Origin of the sequence: Streptomyces cyaneofuscatus (assembly GCF_000718135.1) — a bacterium.
Classification (GTDB): Bacteria; Actinomycetota; Actinomycetes; order Streptomycetales; family Streptomycetaceae; genus Streptomyces; species Streptomyces cyaneofuscatus.
Window position 1 is genome coordinate 390,924 of sequence record NZ_JOEM01000005.1, and the last position, 16,123, is coordinate 407,046.

At 73.2% G+C, this 16,123-nt stretch carries 18 protein-coding genes; 7 read left to right on the forward strand and 11 right to left on the reverse strand.

All coding sequences use genetic code 11. From position 1 onward, the window contains the following. Positions 1-69 precede the first annotated feature (69 nt). Complete coding sequence (locus IF17_RS0110830) at positions 70-1,224, reverse strand: serpin family protein (RefSeq protein ID WP_030564583.1); 1,155 nt, start codon at positions 1,222-1,224, stop codon at positions 70-72. A gap of 61 nt (positions 1,225-1,285) precedes the next feature. Here IF17_RS0110830 and IF17_RS0110835 point away from each other — a divergent pair, with 61 nt between their 5' ends. Beyond that, a complete protein-coding gene (locus IF17_RS0110835) occupies positions 1,286-1,774 on the forward strand; it encodes a GNAT family N-acetyltransferase (RefSeq protein ID WP_030564585.1) in 489 nt (162 codons plus the stop codon). 31 nt (positions 1,775-1,805) lie between these two features. On the opposite strand, the gene IF17_RS0110840 is transcribed toward IF17_RS0110835, so the two are convergent. After that, the gene (locus tag IF17_RS0110840; protein ID WP_030564587.1) at positions 1,806-3,929 is read right to left on the reverse strand and encodes an MDR family MFS transporter; all 2,124 of its coding nucleotides are present in this window, start codon (positions 3,927-3,929) and stop codon (positions 1,806-1,808) included. Positions 3,930-4,100: 171 nt separating this feature from the next. On the opposite strand from IF17_RS0110840, the gene IF17_RS0110845 reads away from it, so the two are divergent. Further along, on the forward strand, positions 4,101-5,282 hold the full coding sequence (locus IF17_RS0110845) for a peptidoglycan-binding domain-containing protein (protein ID WP_078615848.1): 1,182 nt from the start codon (positions 4,101-4,103) through the stop codon (positions 5,280-5,282). 188 nt (positions 5,283-5,470) lie between these two features. Continuing rightward, positions 5,471-6,133 (forward strand): HAD-IA family hydrolase, encoded by a 663-nt coding sequence (locus IF17_RS0110850; RefSeq protein ID WP_030564591.1) that lies wholly within the window; start codon positions 5,471-5,473, stop codon positions 6,131-6,133. A gap of 30 nt (positions 6,134-6,163) precedes the next feature. Here IF17_RS0110850 and IF17_RS0110855 read toward each other — a convergent pair whose 3' ends face one another. After that, positions 6,164-6,898 (reverse strand): ABC transporter permease, encoded by a 735-nt coding sequence (locus IF17_RS0110855; RefSeq protein ID WP_030564593.1) that lies wholly within the window; start codon positions 6,896-6,898, stop codon positions 6,164-6,166. Positions 6,899-7,221: 323 nt separating this feature from the next. Here IF17_RS0110855 and IF17_RS0110860 point away from each other — a divergent pair, with 323 nt between their 5' ends. The 3 genes from IF17_RS0110860 (at position 7,222) to IF17_RS0110870 (ending at position 10,248) form a co-directional block, all read left to right on the forward strand. After that, positions 7,222-7,866, forward strand: a complete 645-nt coding sequence (locus tag IF17_RS0110860; protein WP_030564595.1) for an HNH endonuclease family protein — start codon at positions 7,222-7,224, stop codon at positions 7,864-7,866. A 137-nt stretch (positions 7,867-8,003) separates the two neighbouring features. Beyond that, on the forward strand, positions 8,004-9,683 hold the full coding sequence (locus IF17_RS0110865; protein WP_030564597.1) for an alkaline phosphatase D family protein: 1,680 nt from the start codon (positions 8,004-8,006) through the stop codon (positions 9,681-9,683). 115 nt (positions 9,684-9,798) lie between these two features. Continuing rightward, entirely contained in the window at positions 9,799-10,248 is a 450-nt protein-coding gene (locus tag IF17_RS0110870; protein WP_030564600.1) for a DoxX family protein, read from the forward strand. Positions 10,249-10,332: 84 nt separating this feature from the next. Here IF17_RS0110870 and IF17_RS0110875 read toward each other — a convergent pair whose 3' ends face one another. Beyond that, positions 10,333-10,968, reverse strand: a complete 636-nt coding sequence (locus IF17_RS0110875; protein WP_032771861.1) for a superoxide dismutase family protein — start codon at positions 10,966-10,968, stop codon at positions 10,333-10,335. A 307-nt stretch (positions 10,969-11,275) separates the two neighbouring features. On the opposite strand from IF17_RS0110875, the gene IF17_RS0110880 reads away from it, so the two are divergent. Beyond that, a complete protein-coding gene (locus IF17_RS0110880; RefSeq protein WP_030564605.1) occupies positions 11,276-12,082 on the forward strand; it encodes a DedA family protein in 807 nt (268 codons plus the stop codon). A 27-nt stretch (positions 12,083-12,109) separates the two neighbouring features. Here IF17_RS0110880 and IF17_RS0110885 read toward each other — a convergent pair whose 3' ends face one another. The 7 genes from IF17_RS0110885 to IF17_RS0110915 all read right to left on the reverse strand — a co-directional run bounded on the left by IF17_RS0110885 (position 12,110) and on the right by IF17_RS0110915 (position 16,108). Continuing rightward, positions 12,110-12,346, reverse strand: a complete 237-nt coding sequence (locus tag IF17_RS0110885; RefSeq protein WP_030564607.1) for a DUF2277 domain-containing protein — start codon at positions 12,344-12,346, stop codon at positions 12,110-12,112. Between the two features lie 62 nt (positions 12,347-12,408). Continuing rightward, positions 12,409-13,791, reverse strand: coding sequence for a DUF1254 domain-containing protein (locus IF17_RS0110890; protein ID WP_051883946.1), 1,383 nt, complete (start codon positions 13,789-13,791; stop codon positions 12,409-12,411). 1 nt (position 13,792) lies between these two features. Next, positions 13,793-14,242 (reverse strand): DUF7144 family membrane protein, encoded by a 450-nt coding sequence (locus IF17_RS0110895; protein ID WP_030564618.1) that lies wholly within the window; start codon positions 14,240-14,242, stop codon positions 13,793-13,795. A 224-nt stretch (positions 14,243-14,466) separates the two neighbouring features. Next, positions 14,467-14,685, reverse strand: coding sequence for a hypothetical protein (locus IF17_RS0110900; RefSeq protein ID WP_030564620.1), 219 nt, complete (start codon positions 14,683-14,685; stop codon positions 14,467-14,469). Between the two features lie 62 nt (positions 14,686-14,747). Beyond that, complete coding sequence (locus IF17_RS1000000138465) at positions 14,748-15,395, reverse strand: GNAT family N-acetyltransferase (protein WP_030564622.1); 648 nt, start codon at positions 15,393-15,395, stop codon at positions 14,748-14,750. 81 nt (positions 15,396-15,476) lie between these two features. Further along, a complete protein-coding gene (locus tag IF17_RS0110910; protein WP_373036919.1) occupies positions 15,477-15,767 on the reverse strand; it encodes a TraR/DksA family transcriptional regulator in 291 nt (96 codons plus the stop codon). A gap of 95 nt (positions 15,768-15,862) precedes the next feature. Continuing rightward, on the reverse strand, positions 15,863-16,108 hold the full coding sequence (locus IF17_RS0110915) for a hypothetical protein (RefSeq protein ID WP_051883947.1): 246 nt from the start codon (positions 16,106-16,108) through the stop codon (positions 15,863-15,865). Between the last annotated feature and the right edge of the window lie 15 nt (positions 16,109-16,123).

The window sequence follows — 16,123 nt, forward strand, 5'->3', positions numbered from 1 at the left end:
CAATCAACCCCCTCTTTGCCTGACTGTCATCATGCTTTCGTCCGGAAGAATGCCTGTCCTAAAAAACGATCAGGTGTGCGCCGGACCGCTGGGGGTGTCCGCCTGCCAGGCGGCGAAGAGCGGTACGTCGGTGTCGGCGGGCAGCACGACGATGCCGAACGGGCGGTCGAAGGCCAGGTGCAGGACCCGCTGCGGCGGCGGGGCCGCGCTCCCGGCCCGCATCGCGACCACCGTCACCGCCGCCGCCTCCACGCCCTCCTCGGCGACCTTCAGCACAGCCTCCTGAACCACGTCGGAGATGGTGAGCGGCAGGGGCGAGAGGCCGGAGAAGTCCGCCGCGTCGGAGGTGGCGAGCCGGACCCCGAGCGCGGGCAGCTGTCCGGTGACGGTGATGCGCGTACGCAGGGTGAGGCGCGGCAGGGCGATGGTCACCAGGTCCGTCTCGGGCGGGGTGCCTGCCGCCCGGTCCGCCCATCCGGCGGGCAGCACCTGCCCGGCGCTCGCGCCCGGCTCCCCGAGGACGAACCTGACCCGGGCGCCGTCTCCGCCGCCCTCCCCTCCGGTGCAGCGCAGTTCGACGACGTACGTGCCGTCCACCGCCCAGACATCGGCGAGCGGCACGCCCTTCGTCATGGTCGGCACCGGGCGGGTCGTGCCGGAGGCGTCGGTGAACGGCCGGTCGCGGGTCAGCCAGCCCTCGAACGGCTTCTCCCAGCGGGCCTTCAGCACCAGGACGTTGACGAGGGCGAGCAGGGTCTCGGCGGTGATCTCCAGCGGCAGCGCTTCGATCAGCCCGCCGGTGGCCTCCCGTACCCAGGCGTCGACGGCCCCCGGGTCCAGCCCGTCGTCGAACCGGACGTCCGGCAGCGCCTCGCGGTACGCGTCGCTCACCGGCACCCGGCTCCACACCCGGGTCGCCACCCCCAGCGCGCCGGTCAGCGCCAGCTCGCGGGCCGCCGCCGTCACGACGGGCCCCGCCTCCCGGTCCGCCGTACCGAGCAGCGCCCGCAGCTCCCGGGCGGTCCCGCCGCGCGCGCCGGCGGCCACGGCGGCGAGCGCCAGCCACAGTCCGGCGGGCGAGCAGACGAAGCTGCCGCCATGGGCCGGCTTCCCGGTGGCGAGCGCGTCCCGTATCCAGCGGTCGGCGAGGTGCTGGACGGCTCGGGCCCGCGTGGTGGCGTCCACATCGGTGTCGGCATCGGTGTCGGTGGTGGGTCGGTTCACTGGTGCCCCCTGCACGTAAATCACGTCGTCCTTCGGCCGTGAGGGAGCAAGAATGCCGCACATGACCTGGACCGTGACCGCCGAACGATTCGACTCCCCCGACGCCACCGCGCTGCGCCGCGACTACTACGACGAGGTCGCGAGCCGCTACTGGCAACGGCCCGCCACCGCCGCGGAGATAGCCGAGGGGCTGGCCGACGACGGCGCGGACCTGCTGGCTCCGCCGACCGGTCAGTTCGTCGTCGGCCGCCACGAGGGCAAGGCCGCGAGCTGCGCCGGGCTGGTGCTGACGGAGGAGGCCGCGCCGGGCTCGGCGGAGCTGACGCGGGTGTACGTACGCCCGGCGTTCCGGTCCACGGGCGGCGGCGGGCTGCTGCTGGCCGCGATCGAGGAGGAGGCGCGGGCGCTCGGGGTGCGGCTGCTCCGGCTGGACACCCGTCTCGACCTGGTCGAGGCGCGCGGGCTGTACGCGAAGCACGGCTACGGGGAGGTGCCGGCCTTCCACCGGCGCAACCCGTACGCGGAGGTGTGGTTCGCGAAGGAGCTGTGAGGGTCCGCGAGGGGCTTCGGGGGCGGGCCGGTCAGGGCCGGCGGTCAGGGTGGTCCCTGGCGTCCCCGTGCTCCCCGAAGCGCCGGTGGTCCGGGTGGTCGATGTCGTGGTGCCGGTCCGCCGCGTGGTCGCGGGGCGGCGCGGGCGTGTGCGGGCGTTCCTTGCTGGACCCGCTGACCTCGGCGGTCAGCTCGGCGACGAGTTTGACCAGGTCGGTGGGGCGCTCGGGCCCCCACCAGTCCCCCAGCAGTTCGGCGAGGGAGTCCTCCCGGGCCTGGGAGAGCCGGACGACCGCCTCGGCCCCCGATTCGGTGAGGATCATCTGGAGCCCCTCGCGGCGGGCCAGTCCGCGCCCCTCCACCTGCCGGGCCGCCTCGGTGATCACCCGTAGCGGTACGGGGGTCACCTCGGCGAGCCGGGCGGGCTCGACGGTGCCGTGCCGCTTGATCCGCAGCAGCAGCCAGCTCGCCGCCGGCAGCAGGTCGTACCCGGCGCGCGCGGTGATCTTCTCGTAGATCTCCCGGCGCCCCTCCCGGGTGGCCAGCACCGAGAGTGCGCGGGCGCACTCGTCGTACGAGGAACGCTCCACCGGGTTGGACGCGAGCGTCTGGCTGGTGTCGGGGGCGGTCACCGAGCCCCGGAGCTTGTCCTCCCGCAGGAACCAGGCCAGTACGAAGGCGATCAGGACGACAGGGGCCGCGTACAGGAAGACGTCCGTGATGGAGGTGGAGTACGCGTCCAGGATCGAGGGGCGCAGGCCGGCCGGGAGCATCTGGATGGAGCGGGGGTCGGCCGCCAGCCGTTCGGCGTCGACGCCCGGGGGCAGGGACCGGCCCGCGAGGGCGCTGTCGAGCTGACCGGTGAGCCGGTTGGTGAAGACGGTGCCGAAGATGGCCACGCCGAACGAGGCGCCGATGGAGCGGAAGAACGTCGCGCCGGAGGTGGCGACGCCGAGGTCCCGGTAGGAGACGGCGTTCTGCACGACGAGGACGAGGACCTGCATGACGAGGCCGAGCCCGGCGCCGAAGACGAAGAAGGAGAGGCTCATCTCCCAGGTGGAGCTGGCCGGGGTGAGCCGGTGGAGGAGCAGCAGTCCGGCGGCGGTGAGGGCGGTGCCCGCGAGGGGGAAGACCTTCCAGCGGCCGGTGCGGCTGACGATCTGGCCGGAGGCGGTCGAGGTGAGCAGCAGGCCGAGGACCATGGGCAGCATGTGCACACCGGACATGGTCGGGGTGATGCCGTGGACCACCTGGAGGAACGTGGGCAGGTAGGTCATCGCGCCGAACATCGCGAAGCCGATGACGAAGCTGATCACGGCGACGAGGCTGAAGGTCCTGACCCGGAAGAGTTTCAGCGGCAGCACCGGTTCCGCCGCCCTGCGCTCCACGGCGACGAACGCGATCAGCAGCACGACGGCGAGCACCGCCAGCGCGATGATCTGCACCGATCCCCAGGCCCAGGTCGTGCCGCCGAGGGACGCCACCAGGATGAGGCAGGTGGCGACGGAGGCGATGAGGAAGGTGCCGAGGTAGTCGATGGTGTGCTTCTCGCGGTGGACCGGGATGTGCAGCACGGCCGCGATGACGAGCAGCGCGACGACGCCGATCGGCAGGTTGATGTAGAACACCCAGCGCCAGCTGAGGTGCTGGGTGAAGAAGCCGCCGAGCAGCGGCCCGAGCACGCTCGTCGCTCCGAAGACGGCACCGAACAGGCCTTGGTACCTGCCGCGTTCGCGTGGGGTGACGATGTCTCCGACGATCGCCATCGAGAGCACCATGAGCCCGCCGCCGCCGAGCCCCTGGAGAGCGCGGAAGCCGATGAGCTGGGGCATGTTCTGGGCCATGCCGCAGAGCGCGGAGCCGATCAGGAAGATGACGATCGCGGTCTGGAAGAGCTTCTTGCGGCCGTACTGGTCGCCGAGCTTGCCCCAGAGCGGGGTCGCCGCCGTCGCCGCCAGCAGATAGGCGGTGACCACCCAGGAGAGGTGGTCGAGACCGCCGAGCTCGCTGACGATGGTCGGCAGCGCGGTGGAGACGATGGTCTGATCGAGTGCCGCCAGCAGCATGCCGAGGAGCAGCGCGCCGATCGCCACCAGGACGGTCCGGCGGGACTGCCCCTCGCCGGGGACCATGGGCGGGCTCAGCTGCTGGGCCATGGGCGTCTCCTCGATCCGCTGCGATCCGCTGATTCACTGCACTCCGCTGATCCACTACACCCCCATCCTGGCCGTTCCGCCCCGTTATGGCCTGTCGGGCACCGGCGGGGCATTGGGCTTCGCCGGAGCGGGCTGCATAATCGCAGGCAGTTCAAGGGGAGGGGACCCACGATGACCGGACACGCATGCCCGGAGTGCGGCAGACGGACGGCCGGCGAGCCCGGCACGGAGCACCGGGTGCCCTGCCGGTGCGGTACGGACACGGGCGCGACGCCGCTCACGGGGGACGAGCTGCGCGCCGCCCGCTCGGCGGAGATGGCGGCGGCGGAGGACTTCGACCCGCTGCGGATCAGGCCGTACGTGACGTTGGGGGACGCGTCGGCGGGTGAGGGTGGCGGCGCGGGGGACGGTGATGCCGCAGGGGACGGTGCCGGCGGGTCTGCGGAGGCCGGTGTGGTTGCGGGGGACGGCGGGTCCGGGCAGGGCCTCGGGGGTGATGCGGCCACCACCATGCCGCTGCACCTGGGCGTGGGTACGGAGTCGGACGCGGACTCCCGTACGGGCATGGGTACGGGCCCCGGGCCCGGCGCGGCCCACCCCCCGGCGGCGGACGAGAGCAGACGCCGCACCGCCTCCCAGGGCACGGGTACGGGTACGGGCCTTGGCGCGGGCGCACACCTGGGCACGGGTACACCCCCCGCCGCCCCCGACCCCGTCCAGCCGCGTCGCAGACGCCCCTTCGCGGCCCTGGCCGTAGGCGCGGCCGTGGCGGCGGTGGTCGGCACGGCGGCCTTCGCCGGGGGGCTCTTCGACCGGGACGGGAGCCAGGAGGAGGCGCTGCCGGAGGCGACCACGAGCGCCCCGGACACCGCGGACGAACCGGCGGCGGCCTCCGTGGCCCCGTCCCCCTCCCCCTCGGCCGCTCCGTCCCGTAAGGCATCGGCCTCGCCCACCCCCTCGGCGTCCACCGCCTCCCCGTCCCCCTCCGCCTCCCCCTCGCAGAGCACCGCGCCGAGCCCGACCGCCTCCGCCCCGGCGACACCGACCCCGGACGCCCCGTCCGCGTCGGCGACCGGTGACGCGCCCCCGCCCTCCGCCGCGCCGCCCGCGGAGCTGGCCCCTTCCTCGCTGCGGCGCGGCGACCAGGGTCCGCAGGTGGCCGTGTTGCAGAACCGGCTCGCGGAGGTGTGGCTCTACCACGGCGACGCGGACGGGAACTTCAACGACCGGGTGGAGAACGCCGTGCGGGTCTACCAGTCGTACAAGGCGATCCAGGGCGACCCGGCCGGCGTGTACGGGCCGGAGACCCGGCGTGCGCTGGAGGCGGAGACGACGGGACAGGGCCGCGACTGACCGGCCGCACCGGGCCCTCGGGCAGGGCCCGGCCGACGGGATTGGCTTTCCGGCCCAGGTTTTTGTATCTTCGTGGAACAAAGTAGCTCCCGCCCGCACTCCCTGACCGGCGGGCGGGGCTGCTCTTGTACCGCGTCACCCACACCCGCGTCACCGCACCACCATCCCCCGCGCTCTGGAGCCAGCCGATGTCGGCCACCGTCCTCACCGCCAGCGCCCTCCTGCTCGACATGGACGGCACCCTCGTGAACTCCGACGCGGTCGTGGAGCGCTGCTGGCGCCGGTGGGCGCTCAAGCACGGACTGGACCCCGAGGCCGCCCTCAAGGTGGTCCACGGGCGTCAGGGATACGCCACGATGGCCGTCCTGCTCCCGGACCGCCCCGTCGAGGAGAACTACGCGGACAACCGGGTGATGCTCGCCGAGGAGACCGCCGATGTCGACGGCGTGGTCCCGATCGGCGGAGCCCCCGCCTTCATGGCCGCGATCGCCGACCTCCCGCACGCCCTGGTGACCTCGGCCGACAGCGCCCTCGCGACGGCCCGGATGGGTGCGGCCGCGCTGCCGATGCCCGCCGTCCGCGTCACCGCCGAGCAGGTCGGCGCCAGCAAGCCGGACCCCGAGGGCTTCCTCAAGGGCGCGGCGGAGCTGGGCTTCGGGGCGGCGGACTGCATCGTCTTCGAGGACTCCGAGGCGGGCATCGCGGCGGGCCGGGCGGCCGGGATGCGCGTGGTGGGCGTCGGCCCGCGCGCCGCGGCCCTGTCGCCGGACGCGCACGTGGAGGACCTGACGCAGATCCGGGTGGAGGCGGCCGAGGACGGCACGATCCGCCTGCACATCGACGAGGCCTGAACCTCCGCCCCGGAACACCGGCCGACAGGCTCACCCCCGGTGCAGCCACCCCCGCGCGACCAGCTCCAGCACCACCGCGACGGCCACCACCTGTACCGCGATCAACGCCACCAGGACGAAGAGCTGCACGGCGCCCGCCTCCACCGGTGAGGCGCCGCCCAGCAGCATGCCCACGAAGGCTCCCGGCAACGAGACGAGCCCCACCGTCCGCGTCTGGTCGAGCCCCGGCAGCAGCGCGTCCGACGCGGCGGGCCGTACGATCTCCAGCCGGGCGTCCCGGTCGAGCATCCCGAGGGCCATGCCCGCCTCCACCTCCCCGTGACGGGTGGTGAGTTCGTCCAGCGCGCGCCGCCCGCCGAGTACGGTCGCGGTGAGCGCCCCTCCGATGAGGATGCCCGCCACGGGGATGAGCGCCAGCCCCCGGACCGGCACGAGCCCCGTGACCAGCAGCAGCCCGACGACCGGGAGCGCCCCCGCCCCGATCGGCACGGCCGCCCACCACCAGGTGCGGTTGCGGGTGACGCGGCGCCCCGCCGTCCAGGCGGCCACGGCGAACATCAGCACCAGGAATCCGAGCAGCGGCCCGAGCCGCTGGGCCACCCAGCCGATGAGCAGGGAAACCACGGCGAGTTGGCCTGCGGCCCGCACCCCGGCCACCAGGATCTCGCGCGAGCGGCCCAGCCGGGCCCAGGCGGCGACGGCGGCGGCGAGGGCCAACAGGGCGACGAGGACGACCCCGAGGGCCGGCGTGACCGGAAGCAGCACCAGGCAACGATAGATCCGCCGGCCACCCGGGCACGCCCCCGGCGGACGCTCCGGCCGCTCAACCCCCTTCCCCGCGCCCCCGGCGGACGCTCCGGCCGCTCAACCCCCATCCCCGCGCCCCCGGCGGACGCTCCGGCCGCACAACTCCCTTCCCACGCCCGGCGGTCGGTTCACCCCCACGCGACCTGTCACACCCCTTGATGTGACGTGCACATGTCGTCACTCTGTTACCTGGTGCCCACCCCCAGGAAACCTGGCGCCGCCACGCTGGCCGGGCTCCACATGCCGCCCGCCCAAGCACCCCCCACCTCAAGGGAGTTCGCATGTTCGGTATCTACGCGCGTCGCTCGGCCGTCGCCGCCGCGACCGCCACCCTCGCCGCCACCTCCGTCCTGCTCACCGCCCCGACCGCCCAGGCCGCCCTCCCCACCCCGGTCAGCGCGGCGACCGCACGCACCTACCTCGGCCAGCTCACGGTCGGCGCCGAGGGCTCGTCCAGCGGCTACAGCCGCGACAAGTTCCCGCACTGGATCACGCAGTCGGGCGCCTGCAACACCCGCGAGGTGGTCCTCAAGCGCGACGGCACGAACGTCCAGCAGGACGCCGCCTGCGCCGCGGTCAGCGGCAGTTGGTACTCGCAGTACGACGGCGCCACCTGGAGCGCCGCCTCCGACGTCGACATCGACCACATGGTCCCCCTCGCCGAGGCCTGGCGCTCCGGCGCGAGCAGCTGGACCAACGCCCAGCGCCAGTCCTTCGCCAACGACCTGACCCGCCCCCAGCTCATCGCGGTCACCGACAACGTCAACCAGGCCAAGGGCGACAAGGACCCGGCCAAGTGGATGCCGCCGCGCGCGGCGTACAAGTGCACCTACGTCCGCGCCTGGGTCCACGTGAAGCACTACTACGGCCTGAGCGTGGACTCGGCCGAGAAGAGCGCTCTCCAGACAGCCCTGAACGGCTGCTGACCACCGGACCCGCCACCTCGGCCGCACACCGCCCCCGGCCCCGACCCCGCCGCCGGCCGTCGGAACCTGTGCACCCTCCCCCGTCGTTCTGTACGTTACGGAGCCCATCCGTGACATAGGCGCGAGGAGGGCACGACATGACCGGACTGCGTCTGGGGCCACTGCTGCGGTACGTGGACTGGGGGTCCGGTTCCGCCGCGACCGTCTGGGTCGAGGTGAGCCGTCCGTGCACCGTGGAGGTCCGGTGCGCGGACGGGGCCTCGGGGGTGTCCCCGACCTTCGCGGTGGGCGGGCACCACTACGCCCTGGTGGTCGTGGAGGGGCTGACGCCCGGCACCACGACCGCGTACGAGGTGCTGGTCGGGGACCGGCGCGTGTGGCCGCCCGAGGACTCCCGCCTTCCGCCGAGCACCATCACCACGCCTCCGGTGGGGGCGGCCGCGGCGGAGGGGCACGGGGTCCGGGTCTCGTTCGGCTCGTGCCGCTGGGCCGCCGCCCCCGGCGACGGGCACGATCCCGTGGGCCCGGACGCGCTGGTCACCCTGGCCGCCCGTCTCGCCGCCGACCCGGCCGCCGAGCGGCCCGACGTCCTGCTGCTGCTCGGCGACCAGGTGTACGCGGACGAGACGTCGGCGGCGACGCGGCGGCGGCTCGCGATGCGGCGTGATCTGCGTGAGCCGCCGGGCGCGGAGGTCGCGGACTACGAGGAGTACACCTGCCTGTACGACGAATCGTGGCGCGACCCCGAGGTGCGCTGGCTGCTGTCCACCGTGCCGAGCTGCATGATCTTCGACGATCACGACGTCATCGATGACTGGAACACCAGCGCCGCCTGGCAGGAGCAGATTCGCGCCACGCCCTGGTGGCACGAGCGGATCGTCAGCGGACTGATGTCGTACTGGGTCTATCAGCACCTGGGCAACCTCTCCCCCGCCGAGCTGGCGGCCGACCCGGTGTACGCCGCGGTGCGGGCCCGCCCCGACGGCACCGAGACCCTGCGCCGCTTCGCCGCCGAGACCGACGCGGACCCGGCCCGGACCCGCTGGAGCTACCAGCGCATTTTCGGCCGAGTACAACTGCTGATGGTGGACACCCGGGCGGCCCGCGTCCTGGACGAGGGGCGCCGGGCGATGCTGGACGAGAACGAGGCCCGCTGGGTGCGGGATCGCATGCTGGAGGACCCCGCCGCGTACGACCATCTCCTGATCGGCAGCTCGCTGCCGTGGCTGCTGCCCCCGCTCGTCCACGATGCCGAGACCTGGAACGCGGCCCTGAGCGCGGGGGCCCGCGGTGGCCGCTGGGCGCGCTTCGGGGAGAAGGTGCGCCGGGCGGCCGATCTGGAACACTGGGCCGCGTTCCCCGAATCCTTCGGCCGGTTCACGGAGTTGCTCCGCCGCGTGGGGAGCGGCCCGGACGCCCCGGCGACCGTATGTGTGCTGTCCGGGGACGTGCACCACGCCTACATCGCCGAACCTCACTGGCCCGCCGACACCCCCGGCGGCGCCCCGCGCGCCCGCGTCCTCCAGCTGACGTGTTCCCCCGTGCACAACTCGGTCCCCCGGTCGATCCGGCTGGGCTTCCGCTTCGGCTGGAGCGGAGTGGGCCGGCGCATCGGCCGGATGCTCACCCGCCACGGACGTACGGAACCGTCGCCGGTCACCTGGAGCAGGGCGGGCGGCCCGTGGTTCGGCAACCAGCTCATGACGCTGACCCTGCGTGGCCGGAACTCTGCGCTGACATTGGTCCAGGCCAAGTCCGTAGGCGGCGACAACCAGCTCGTGAGTGTTCTTGAGCGTTCACTCACCGAGGAGCCCTAGTCAATTTTCAGCCATACGCCAGAATGTTGAACTTGCAAGTAATAGTGAGGTTTCCCTAACCTGAGGCGCTCAGTCGGTTCACGTCCCCACCCAGACCGAAGGAGCCCACCCCCCCATGTCCTCTCGCCTGAACGGTGCCCAGCCCTACGCGCTCGGCCTTTTCCGTTTCGCCATCGGCCTGATCTTCGCCATCCACGGCGCCTCCAGCCTCTTCGGCGTGTTCGGCGGCCGCGAGGCGGAGGCCGGAGCCTGGCCGGGCTGGTACGCCGCCCTGATCCAGCTGGTCTGCGGCGCTCTGGTCGCCCTCGGCCTCGGCACCCGTATCGCCGCCCTCCTCGCCTCCGGCTCGATGGCCTACGCGTACTTCGTCGTCCACCAGCCCGAGGCGCTCACCCCGGTGGGCAACGGCGGCGAGACGGCGGCCGTCTTCTGCTGGGCGTTCCTTCTGCTGGTCTTCACCGGCCCGGGCGCCTTCGCCCTGGACCGGCTCTTCGGGTCGCGCGCCGAGCGCGTCCCCGCCGAGGAGTCCCGCCGCGAGCCCGCCACGGCCGGCGTCTCGGCCTGACCTCCCGCACACTCCGGGACACAGCCCGGCACACCCCCACCGGCGCCGACCCGGTGGGGGTGTGCGAGGGACCGCCGTACGTGCCTAGGACGAGAACGGCACCGTGAAGCAGGCCACCCGCTTCCCCGCGCCACCCTGCGCGTCGTGGACGATCACCGACCGGGCACCGCCGTCCCGGAACCCCCACTCGTGCCGGGCCTCCGCCTCGCCGTTGCCGTTCCGGTCGGTGCGGAAGTCCAGCCACACCTCGTTGACCGGGTCCGCGGTGGCCGAGGCGCGGTGCTGGTAGTGCGGCCCCGCCGACGCCGGGTCGGCCGCACAGGGCGAGGTGTGCACGTGCATCCCGTACGCACGGTTCGGGACCAGGCCGCGCAGCCGGGTGCCGACGCGGTGGCTGGTCCGGTCGGCGTACTGGGTGATCTCGATCCGCGCGGCGGCCGGTACGAGGGCGGTGTCGTACGTCAGCGCGTCGGACGGGACGAAGGAGCCGGGCGGGGAGAACACCCCGTCGGCCCGCATCCAGAACCCGCCGCTCCGCGACGCACCACCGACCGGCCCCGCCTCCCCGGAGCCCGTCCCCGTCCCCGTCCCGGCCCCGGTGCCGGTGCTGTGGGCCGCGTGTCCTCCGCCGTCCGGAGCGGGTGCGCCGTCCGTGCCGTCCGCCGCGCCGTGGGCGATGGTGGCACCGCCGGTGAGCATCAGCAAGGCGGCCGCGCCCACCAGCACCCTTCTCCGTACGGTCCCCGGCGCCCGCGACGCCCGGCCCGCCCCGGCTGCCTCAGCCGCCCCCGCCGCCCCTGCTGTTCGATCCACCTGTGCCGTCATGCGCTGGTGCTCCTCGCTCGTTCCGGTCGTTGCGGCCTGCCTAACGCCCGTACCGCCCGCCAGGTGTACGCGACCCGCGCAAACGTCACCCGACCCTGAGCGATCTGCGCAGAACCCTCACGCGTACGCTGTACAGCTGAACCTGCCGCCCATGCCGCTCCCCTGCGACGTCGCGGCGTTGACATGATCGGGGAGTAGACGGGTGCTTGAGAGTGTGGGCGCACTGACCAGCAGCCCATGGATCTACGTGGTGGTCGCCGTCTCGGTGCTCCTGGACGTCTTTCTCCCCCTGTTGCCCAGCGGTGTCCTCGTGATCACCGCCGCCACCGCGGCCGCCGCGGGCTCGACCGGCGTCAACGGTTCGGGGGACGCGACCGGTGAAGTGCCCTCGCTCGTCGTCCTCATCCTCTGCGCGGCCACCGCCTCGGTGCTCGGCGACCTCGTCGCGTACCGCCTCGCCTGGCGCGGTGGCGACCGGCTGGACCGGGCGATCGCGCGCTCCCGCCGTCTCACCAAGGCGCAGGAACGTCTCGGCGCGGCACTGAGCCGGGGCGGCGGGGCGCTGGTGATCATCGCCCGGTTCGCCCCCGCGGGCCGCTCGGTGGTCTCGCTCGGCGCAGGCGCCGCCCACCGCCGGAAGCGGGACTTCCTCCCCTGGTCCGCCGTGGCGGGCCTGACCTGGGCGGGTTACAGCGTGGGGCTCGGCTACTTCGGGGGCCGGTGGCTCGGGTCGACCTGGTTCGGGACGGCCGTCTCGGTGCTGGCCCTCTTCATGGCGGGCGCGCTGGCCGCGTTCCTCGTGAAGCGCCCGGCTGCCGAGCGGAACGCGGCGGCGGCCGCGGCGGATCCGCTCCAAAACCCCTCCGACCCGGCGGCAGGGCCGGTGGCTCCGGACACCGGGACCCGGCCCGCCCAACAGGACACCGCGCCCGGCGCCGAGCCCGGCGCCGTACCCAGCCGGCCGAACGCCCCCGCCCCCGTCACATCACCGGCGCCGGTCTCCCCCTGAGCCATTCGCGGCGTTGACCGGGTCGTCTCAGCCCTCGACGGTGCTCCGGGCGGCGGCGCCCCGTATCTCCAGGCCGTCCAGGAGCTTCATCGTGGCCTCGGTGATCTCGTCGACGGCACGGTCGAACACCTCCCGGTTGTGCGCGGCGGGCGCGCGGAAGCCGGACACCTTGCGTACGTACTGAAGGGCTGCGGCCCGCATGTCCTCCTCGGTGGCCTCTTCGGGGAGGGCGGGCGGGCGAAGGGTCTTGATACTGCGGCACATGACTCCAGTGTGGACCGCGCCACTGACAACGGCCCGGCGTCCGGCCTCCTGGCGACCGGCCCTCACTCCCCGTCCCGCTCGACGGCGGGAATCTCGTAACTCCCGTCGAGGACGGCGGCCCCCGGCGTGTACAGCCGCAGCATGGGCCGGAAGTCCCCGGCGGGCGCGGGAAGCCAGTTCGCCGCCCGGGCCGGGTCGGCGGGCCGGTCGTGGGAGAGGTACAGGGTGAGCGAGCCGTCGTCCGCGTGGACGAGGCCGGGCGTACGGTCCCCGATCGAGTACCGGCCGGCCGGGTTGTCCACGAGGTAGTAGTCCGGGGTGCTGTACATGGTCACCGACCAGAACGACTCGACCGGCGGCGGCTCCGGGAAGCGCAGGACATAGGAGTGCGCCCCGTTCAGCTGCCGCCCCTCGCTGTCCTGGAAGGTCTGGGCGTACACCGCCTCGTACCCGTGATTCCCCCACAGCCCGATCCGGGCCGCCACCGCGCGGGCCAGGTAGGAGGCCTCCCGGTCGGCGATCCGCCACTGCGGCGAGTCGATGGTGCCGACGCCGAAGTGGTCCAGGTTGTAGTCGAACAGGTGCGGGTCCGCGTTCCAACTCCCCGGCCTCCCGCCCCCGCCACCCGTCCCGGCGCGGCTGACCCCCTCGACCCGGGCCCGCCCCCGCTCCAGCCCCTTCGTCAGCGCGTCGACGAGGGCCGGGCCGGCGGCGGCGTACGGCGAGGGCCCCTCCTCCAGCAGCCCCAACGGCTGGAACCGGTCCTGGTACGCCTGGTCGGCCGCGGACGGCGGGAAGTCGGCCATCCACACCCGCAGCTCCTCGAAGAACCGCAGCTCCTCCGGTACGCCGGGTTCGGGCGCGGGCAGCCCGGTGCGGTGAGGCCGGCCGTCGAGCGGGGCGAGGGTGAGCCGCTCCTGGAGCGCCCGGACGCGCGGCAGGTCGCCCGGGCCGTCGCAGGCGTAACGTCCCGCCACGGTCACCACGGAGGTGGGCGCGTCGATGACCCCGCGTACGCCGTCGGGGACGCTGCCCGCCCAGCCGGGCGGCACGACCAGCCACTCCCCCTCGCCGGTACCGGTGGCGCGGCGGCCGACGTACGCGAAGTTGTCCGTCCAGGCGTCGACGAACTGGAGCACGTAGTACGCGCCGCCGCTGTCGGGGACATGGAGGCGCAGCGGCCCGCCGGACAGGTCGAGCTGGGCGATGGAGTAGACGGTGTCGTTGTTGACGGAGACGAACTCCGTACGGTGGTCGGCGAGGCGCTCGGAGTGGGCGAACCGGTTGAAGGGCGCGGCCGCCAGCGCGCCGAACCCGTCACGGAGCGAGGTCCCGACCATGGAGAGGTCGTAGACCAGGGGATATCCGTAGACGTACGCCTCGGCGGCGAGGTCCACGAGGTCCACCCCGGCGCTGTCGGGTGACGTCTCGGTGGTCTCCGCCACGTCAGACCGCCGGGTCGGAGCGGTCGGTGCACAGGGCCCAGATGATGAAGACGTCGATGGCGATGGTGACGATGGCCCAGATCGGCGTGTACGGGAGCCACATGAAGTTGGCGATCAGGTTCAGGGAGACGAGGGCGATGCCCACGGCCCGGGCCCAGGTCGCGCCCTTGAGGATGCCCCAGCCGACGAAGATCAGGACGACGCCGAGGATGAGGTGGATCCATCCCCAGGTGGTGACGTTGAACTTGAAGACGTAGTCGTTGACCGCCGCGTACACATCGTTGGTGGCGATCCCCGCGACGCCCTTGATCACTCCGAGGACACCGTCGACGAGGAGCAGGAAACCGGCGAACAGCGTCCCGCCGCCTGCCCACGGGTTACCGGAGTCGGCCCCGGATGCGGCGGCGGGTCGGGAGGTGCTGTCGGGGGTGGGTGCGCTGGGCTGGGACATGGGGACTCCTTGGCCGGGGCAGGCACCGGTGCCTGCGGTCCTGACCTGCACTGATAGTGCGTGCAGATCAGATTCGACGTTCCCTGAGGCCTGGCCGGTGAGCCACTTGGACGCACCCGTTCGGGTGACGGCTGATGGGCTCACTCCCACGTGTCACGGGCTCACTCCCACGTGTCACGGGCTCACTCCCCCGTGTCACGGGCTCACTCCCCCGTGTCACGGGCTCACTCCCATGTGTCGAGGTCGCCGCCGCGCCATTCGATCAGCCCCGGCCGGTCCAGCTCGACGGCCTCGTCCGGCCCCGGCGCGAACCCGGCGGCCCGCAGCAACGCGGCCACCTCGCCCCGCCCGTGCGCGAGCCCCACGATCTGCCCGTGCACGGTGACCCGCCGCCCTCCGGTCGCGGAGGGCGGATAGACGATCACAGGCGGGTGCGCGGCCATGTCTTCACGGTGCCTTGGGGGTCGCGGGAGCGCATCCCGGGAGGCGCGACGGGCAAGATCCCCTACCGGTACCGGTCGAGCAGCAACGCCTCCGAGCCCACCGGCCGGAACCCGGCGGCCTGGAACGCCCTGATGCTGCGCGCATTCCCCGCGGCCTGCTGGGACCAGAGGGGCTCACCGTCGGGCACCAGATGCCGGGCGGCGGTGGCCAGGGCCCGCCCCAGGCCCCGGTGCCGGGCGTCCTCGTCGAGTTCGACGGCCGCTTCCCAGCGCCCCGCCACCCCGCGCCCGAGGACCAGCACCCCACCGTCGACCGCCCACATCCGCACCCCGTCCCGCCGCCTGCGCGCGCTCATGACCCGGGGATGCACCGGGTCGGTGATCTCCCGCAGCTCCAGCGGAGGATCGCCGGGGAGAGCGGGCGCGACCGTGAGGAGGTCGATCGTGTCGGTGGTCCGGCCGGTCCGCTCCAGGAACGCGTGCAGGAACCGCGGATGCATGGTGGCCGCCAGCGCATCGCACTCCAGGGACGCCAGGGTCGCGTGGACCCACGCGGGGTCCTCGTCGGTGAACACCACCGAGTGCGCGGTGAAGGCGATCACGCCACTGTCCCGCCCGCTCGGCGCCTCCACCACGGTGGTACGTCCGTCAGGCGCCGGAAACCGGCCGCGCGCGGCCCCGTCCAGGATCTCCGCAAGGGTCTGCCCCATGGCTGTGTCTCTCCCCGTCACGTTGCAGCGTGCCCGCAGCCGCAGGGGCGCCGCCGGCGCCGCGCTGCTTTCCAGCGCCCATCATGGTGTACGCCCCGCGCAGCCGACACAGGTCGTGGCCGCCGGGCGTACCTCCAGCCGGGCGGCCGGAATGGGCTCTCCGCACACCTCGCAGCGACCGTAGGCGCCGCTCGCCAGCCGTTCCACGGCCAGGTCCAGCTCGGCCAGGTGCTCACGCGCCTGCGCCAGCAGGGAGGCGACATGGGCCCGCTCGAAAGCGGTGCTCGACCCCTCGGGGTCATGCTCGTCGTCGACGGCCACCAGGGCGTTCGCCTCGACGATCGCCTCGAAGTCACGGGTCAGCGCCGCCATGCGCTCGCTCGTGTCGGCGTGTTCCGCCAGGAGCCGCTTCCGTACCGCTTCCTGCTCAGGAGGCGGTACGTACGCATCGCCACGACTGTTCTCGGTCACGAACCCTCGCTGAAGCGGACCGACCAGGCGTAACCGCTCAAGGTGTCGTGCGGGACCTTCCGGACCTCTCTGACCTGGCAACCGTCGTGGGCGTACTTGAGCGCGAACCGGTCGAGACGCTGCGCGTCGGTGAGTTCCTCCATGGACAGGGGCGCCCCGACCACGAGGTCCTCGTGGAGGACATCACCAGGTGCGGTGCCGTCCGAACAGGCCGAGCAGTGATGCGTTCTGGGTAGGGCCATACCGCCAGTGTGCGC

Coding starts and splice junctions, on each gene's coding strand:
- IF17_RS0110835 (WP_030564585.1), top strand. CDS start 1,286: ATGACCTGGACCGTGACCGCCGAACGATTCGACTCCCCCGACGCCACC.
- IF17_RS0110840 (WP_030564587.1), bottom strand. CDS start 3,929: ATGGCCCAGCAGCTGAGCCCGCCCATGGTCCCCGGCGAGGGGCAGTCC.
- IF17_RS0110845 (WP_078615848.1), top strand. CDS start 4,101: ATGACCGGACACGCATGCCCGGAGTGCGGCAGACGGACGGCCGGCGAG.
- IF17_RS0110850 (WP_030564591.1), top strand. CDS start 5,471: ATGTCGGCCACCGTCCTCACCGCCAGCGCCCTCCTGCTCGACATGGAC.
- IF17_RS0110860 (WP_030564595.1), top strand. CDS start 7,222: ATGTTCGGTATCTACGCGCGTCGCTCGGCCGTCGCCGCCGCGACCGCC.
- IF17_RS0110865 (WP_030564597.1), top strand. CDS start 8,004: ATGACCGGACTGCGTCTGGGGCCACTGCTGCGGTACGTGGACTGGGGG.
- IF17_RS0110870 (WP_030564600.1), top strand. CDS start 9,799: ATGTCCTCTCGCCTGAACGGTGCCCAGCCCTACGCGCTCGGCCTTTTC.
- IF17_RS0110885 (WP_030564607.1), bottom strand. CDS start 12,346: ATGTGCCGCAGTATCAAGACCCTTCGCCCGCCCGCCCTCCCCGAAGAG.
- IF17_RS0110895 (WP_030564618.1), bottom strand. CDS start 14,242: ATGTCCCAGCCCAGCGCACCCACCCCCGACAGCACCTCCCGACCCGCC.
- IF17_RS0110900 (WP_030564620.1), bottom strand. CDS start 14,685: ATGGCCGCGCACCCGCCTGTGATCGTCTATCCGCCCTCCGCGACCGGA.
- IF17_RS1000000138465 (WP_030564622.1), bottom strand. CDS start 15,395: ATGGGGCAGACCCTTGCGGAGATCCTGGACGGGGCCGCGCGCGGCCGG.
- IF17_RS0110910 (WP_373036919.1), bottom strand. CDS start 15,767: ATGGCGGCGCTGACCCGTGACTTCGAGGCGATCGTCGAGGCGAACGCC.
- IF17_RS0110915 (WP_051883947.1), bottom strand. CDS start 16,108: ATGGCCCTACCCAGAACGCATCACTGCTCGGCCTGTTCGGACGGCACC.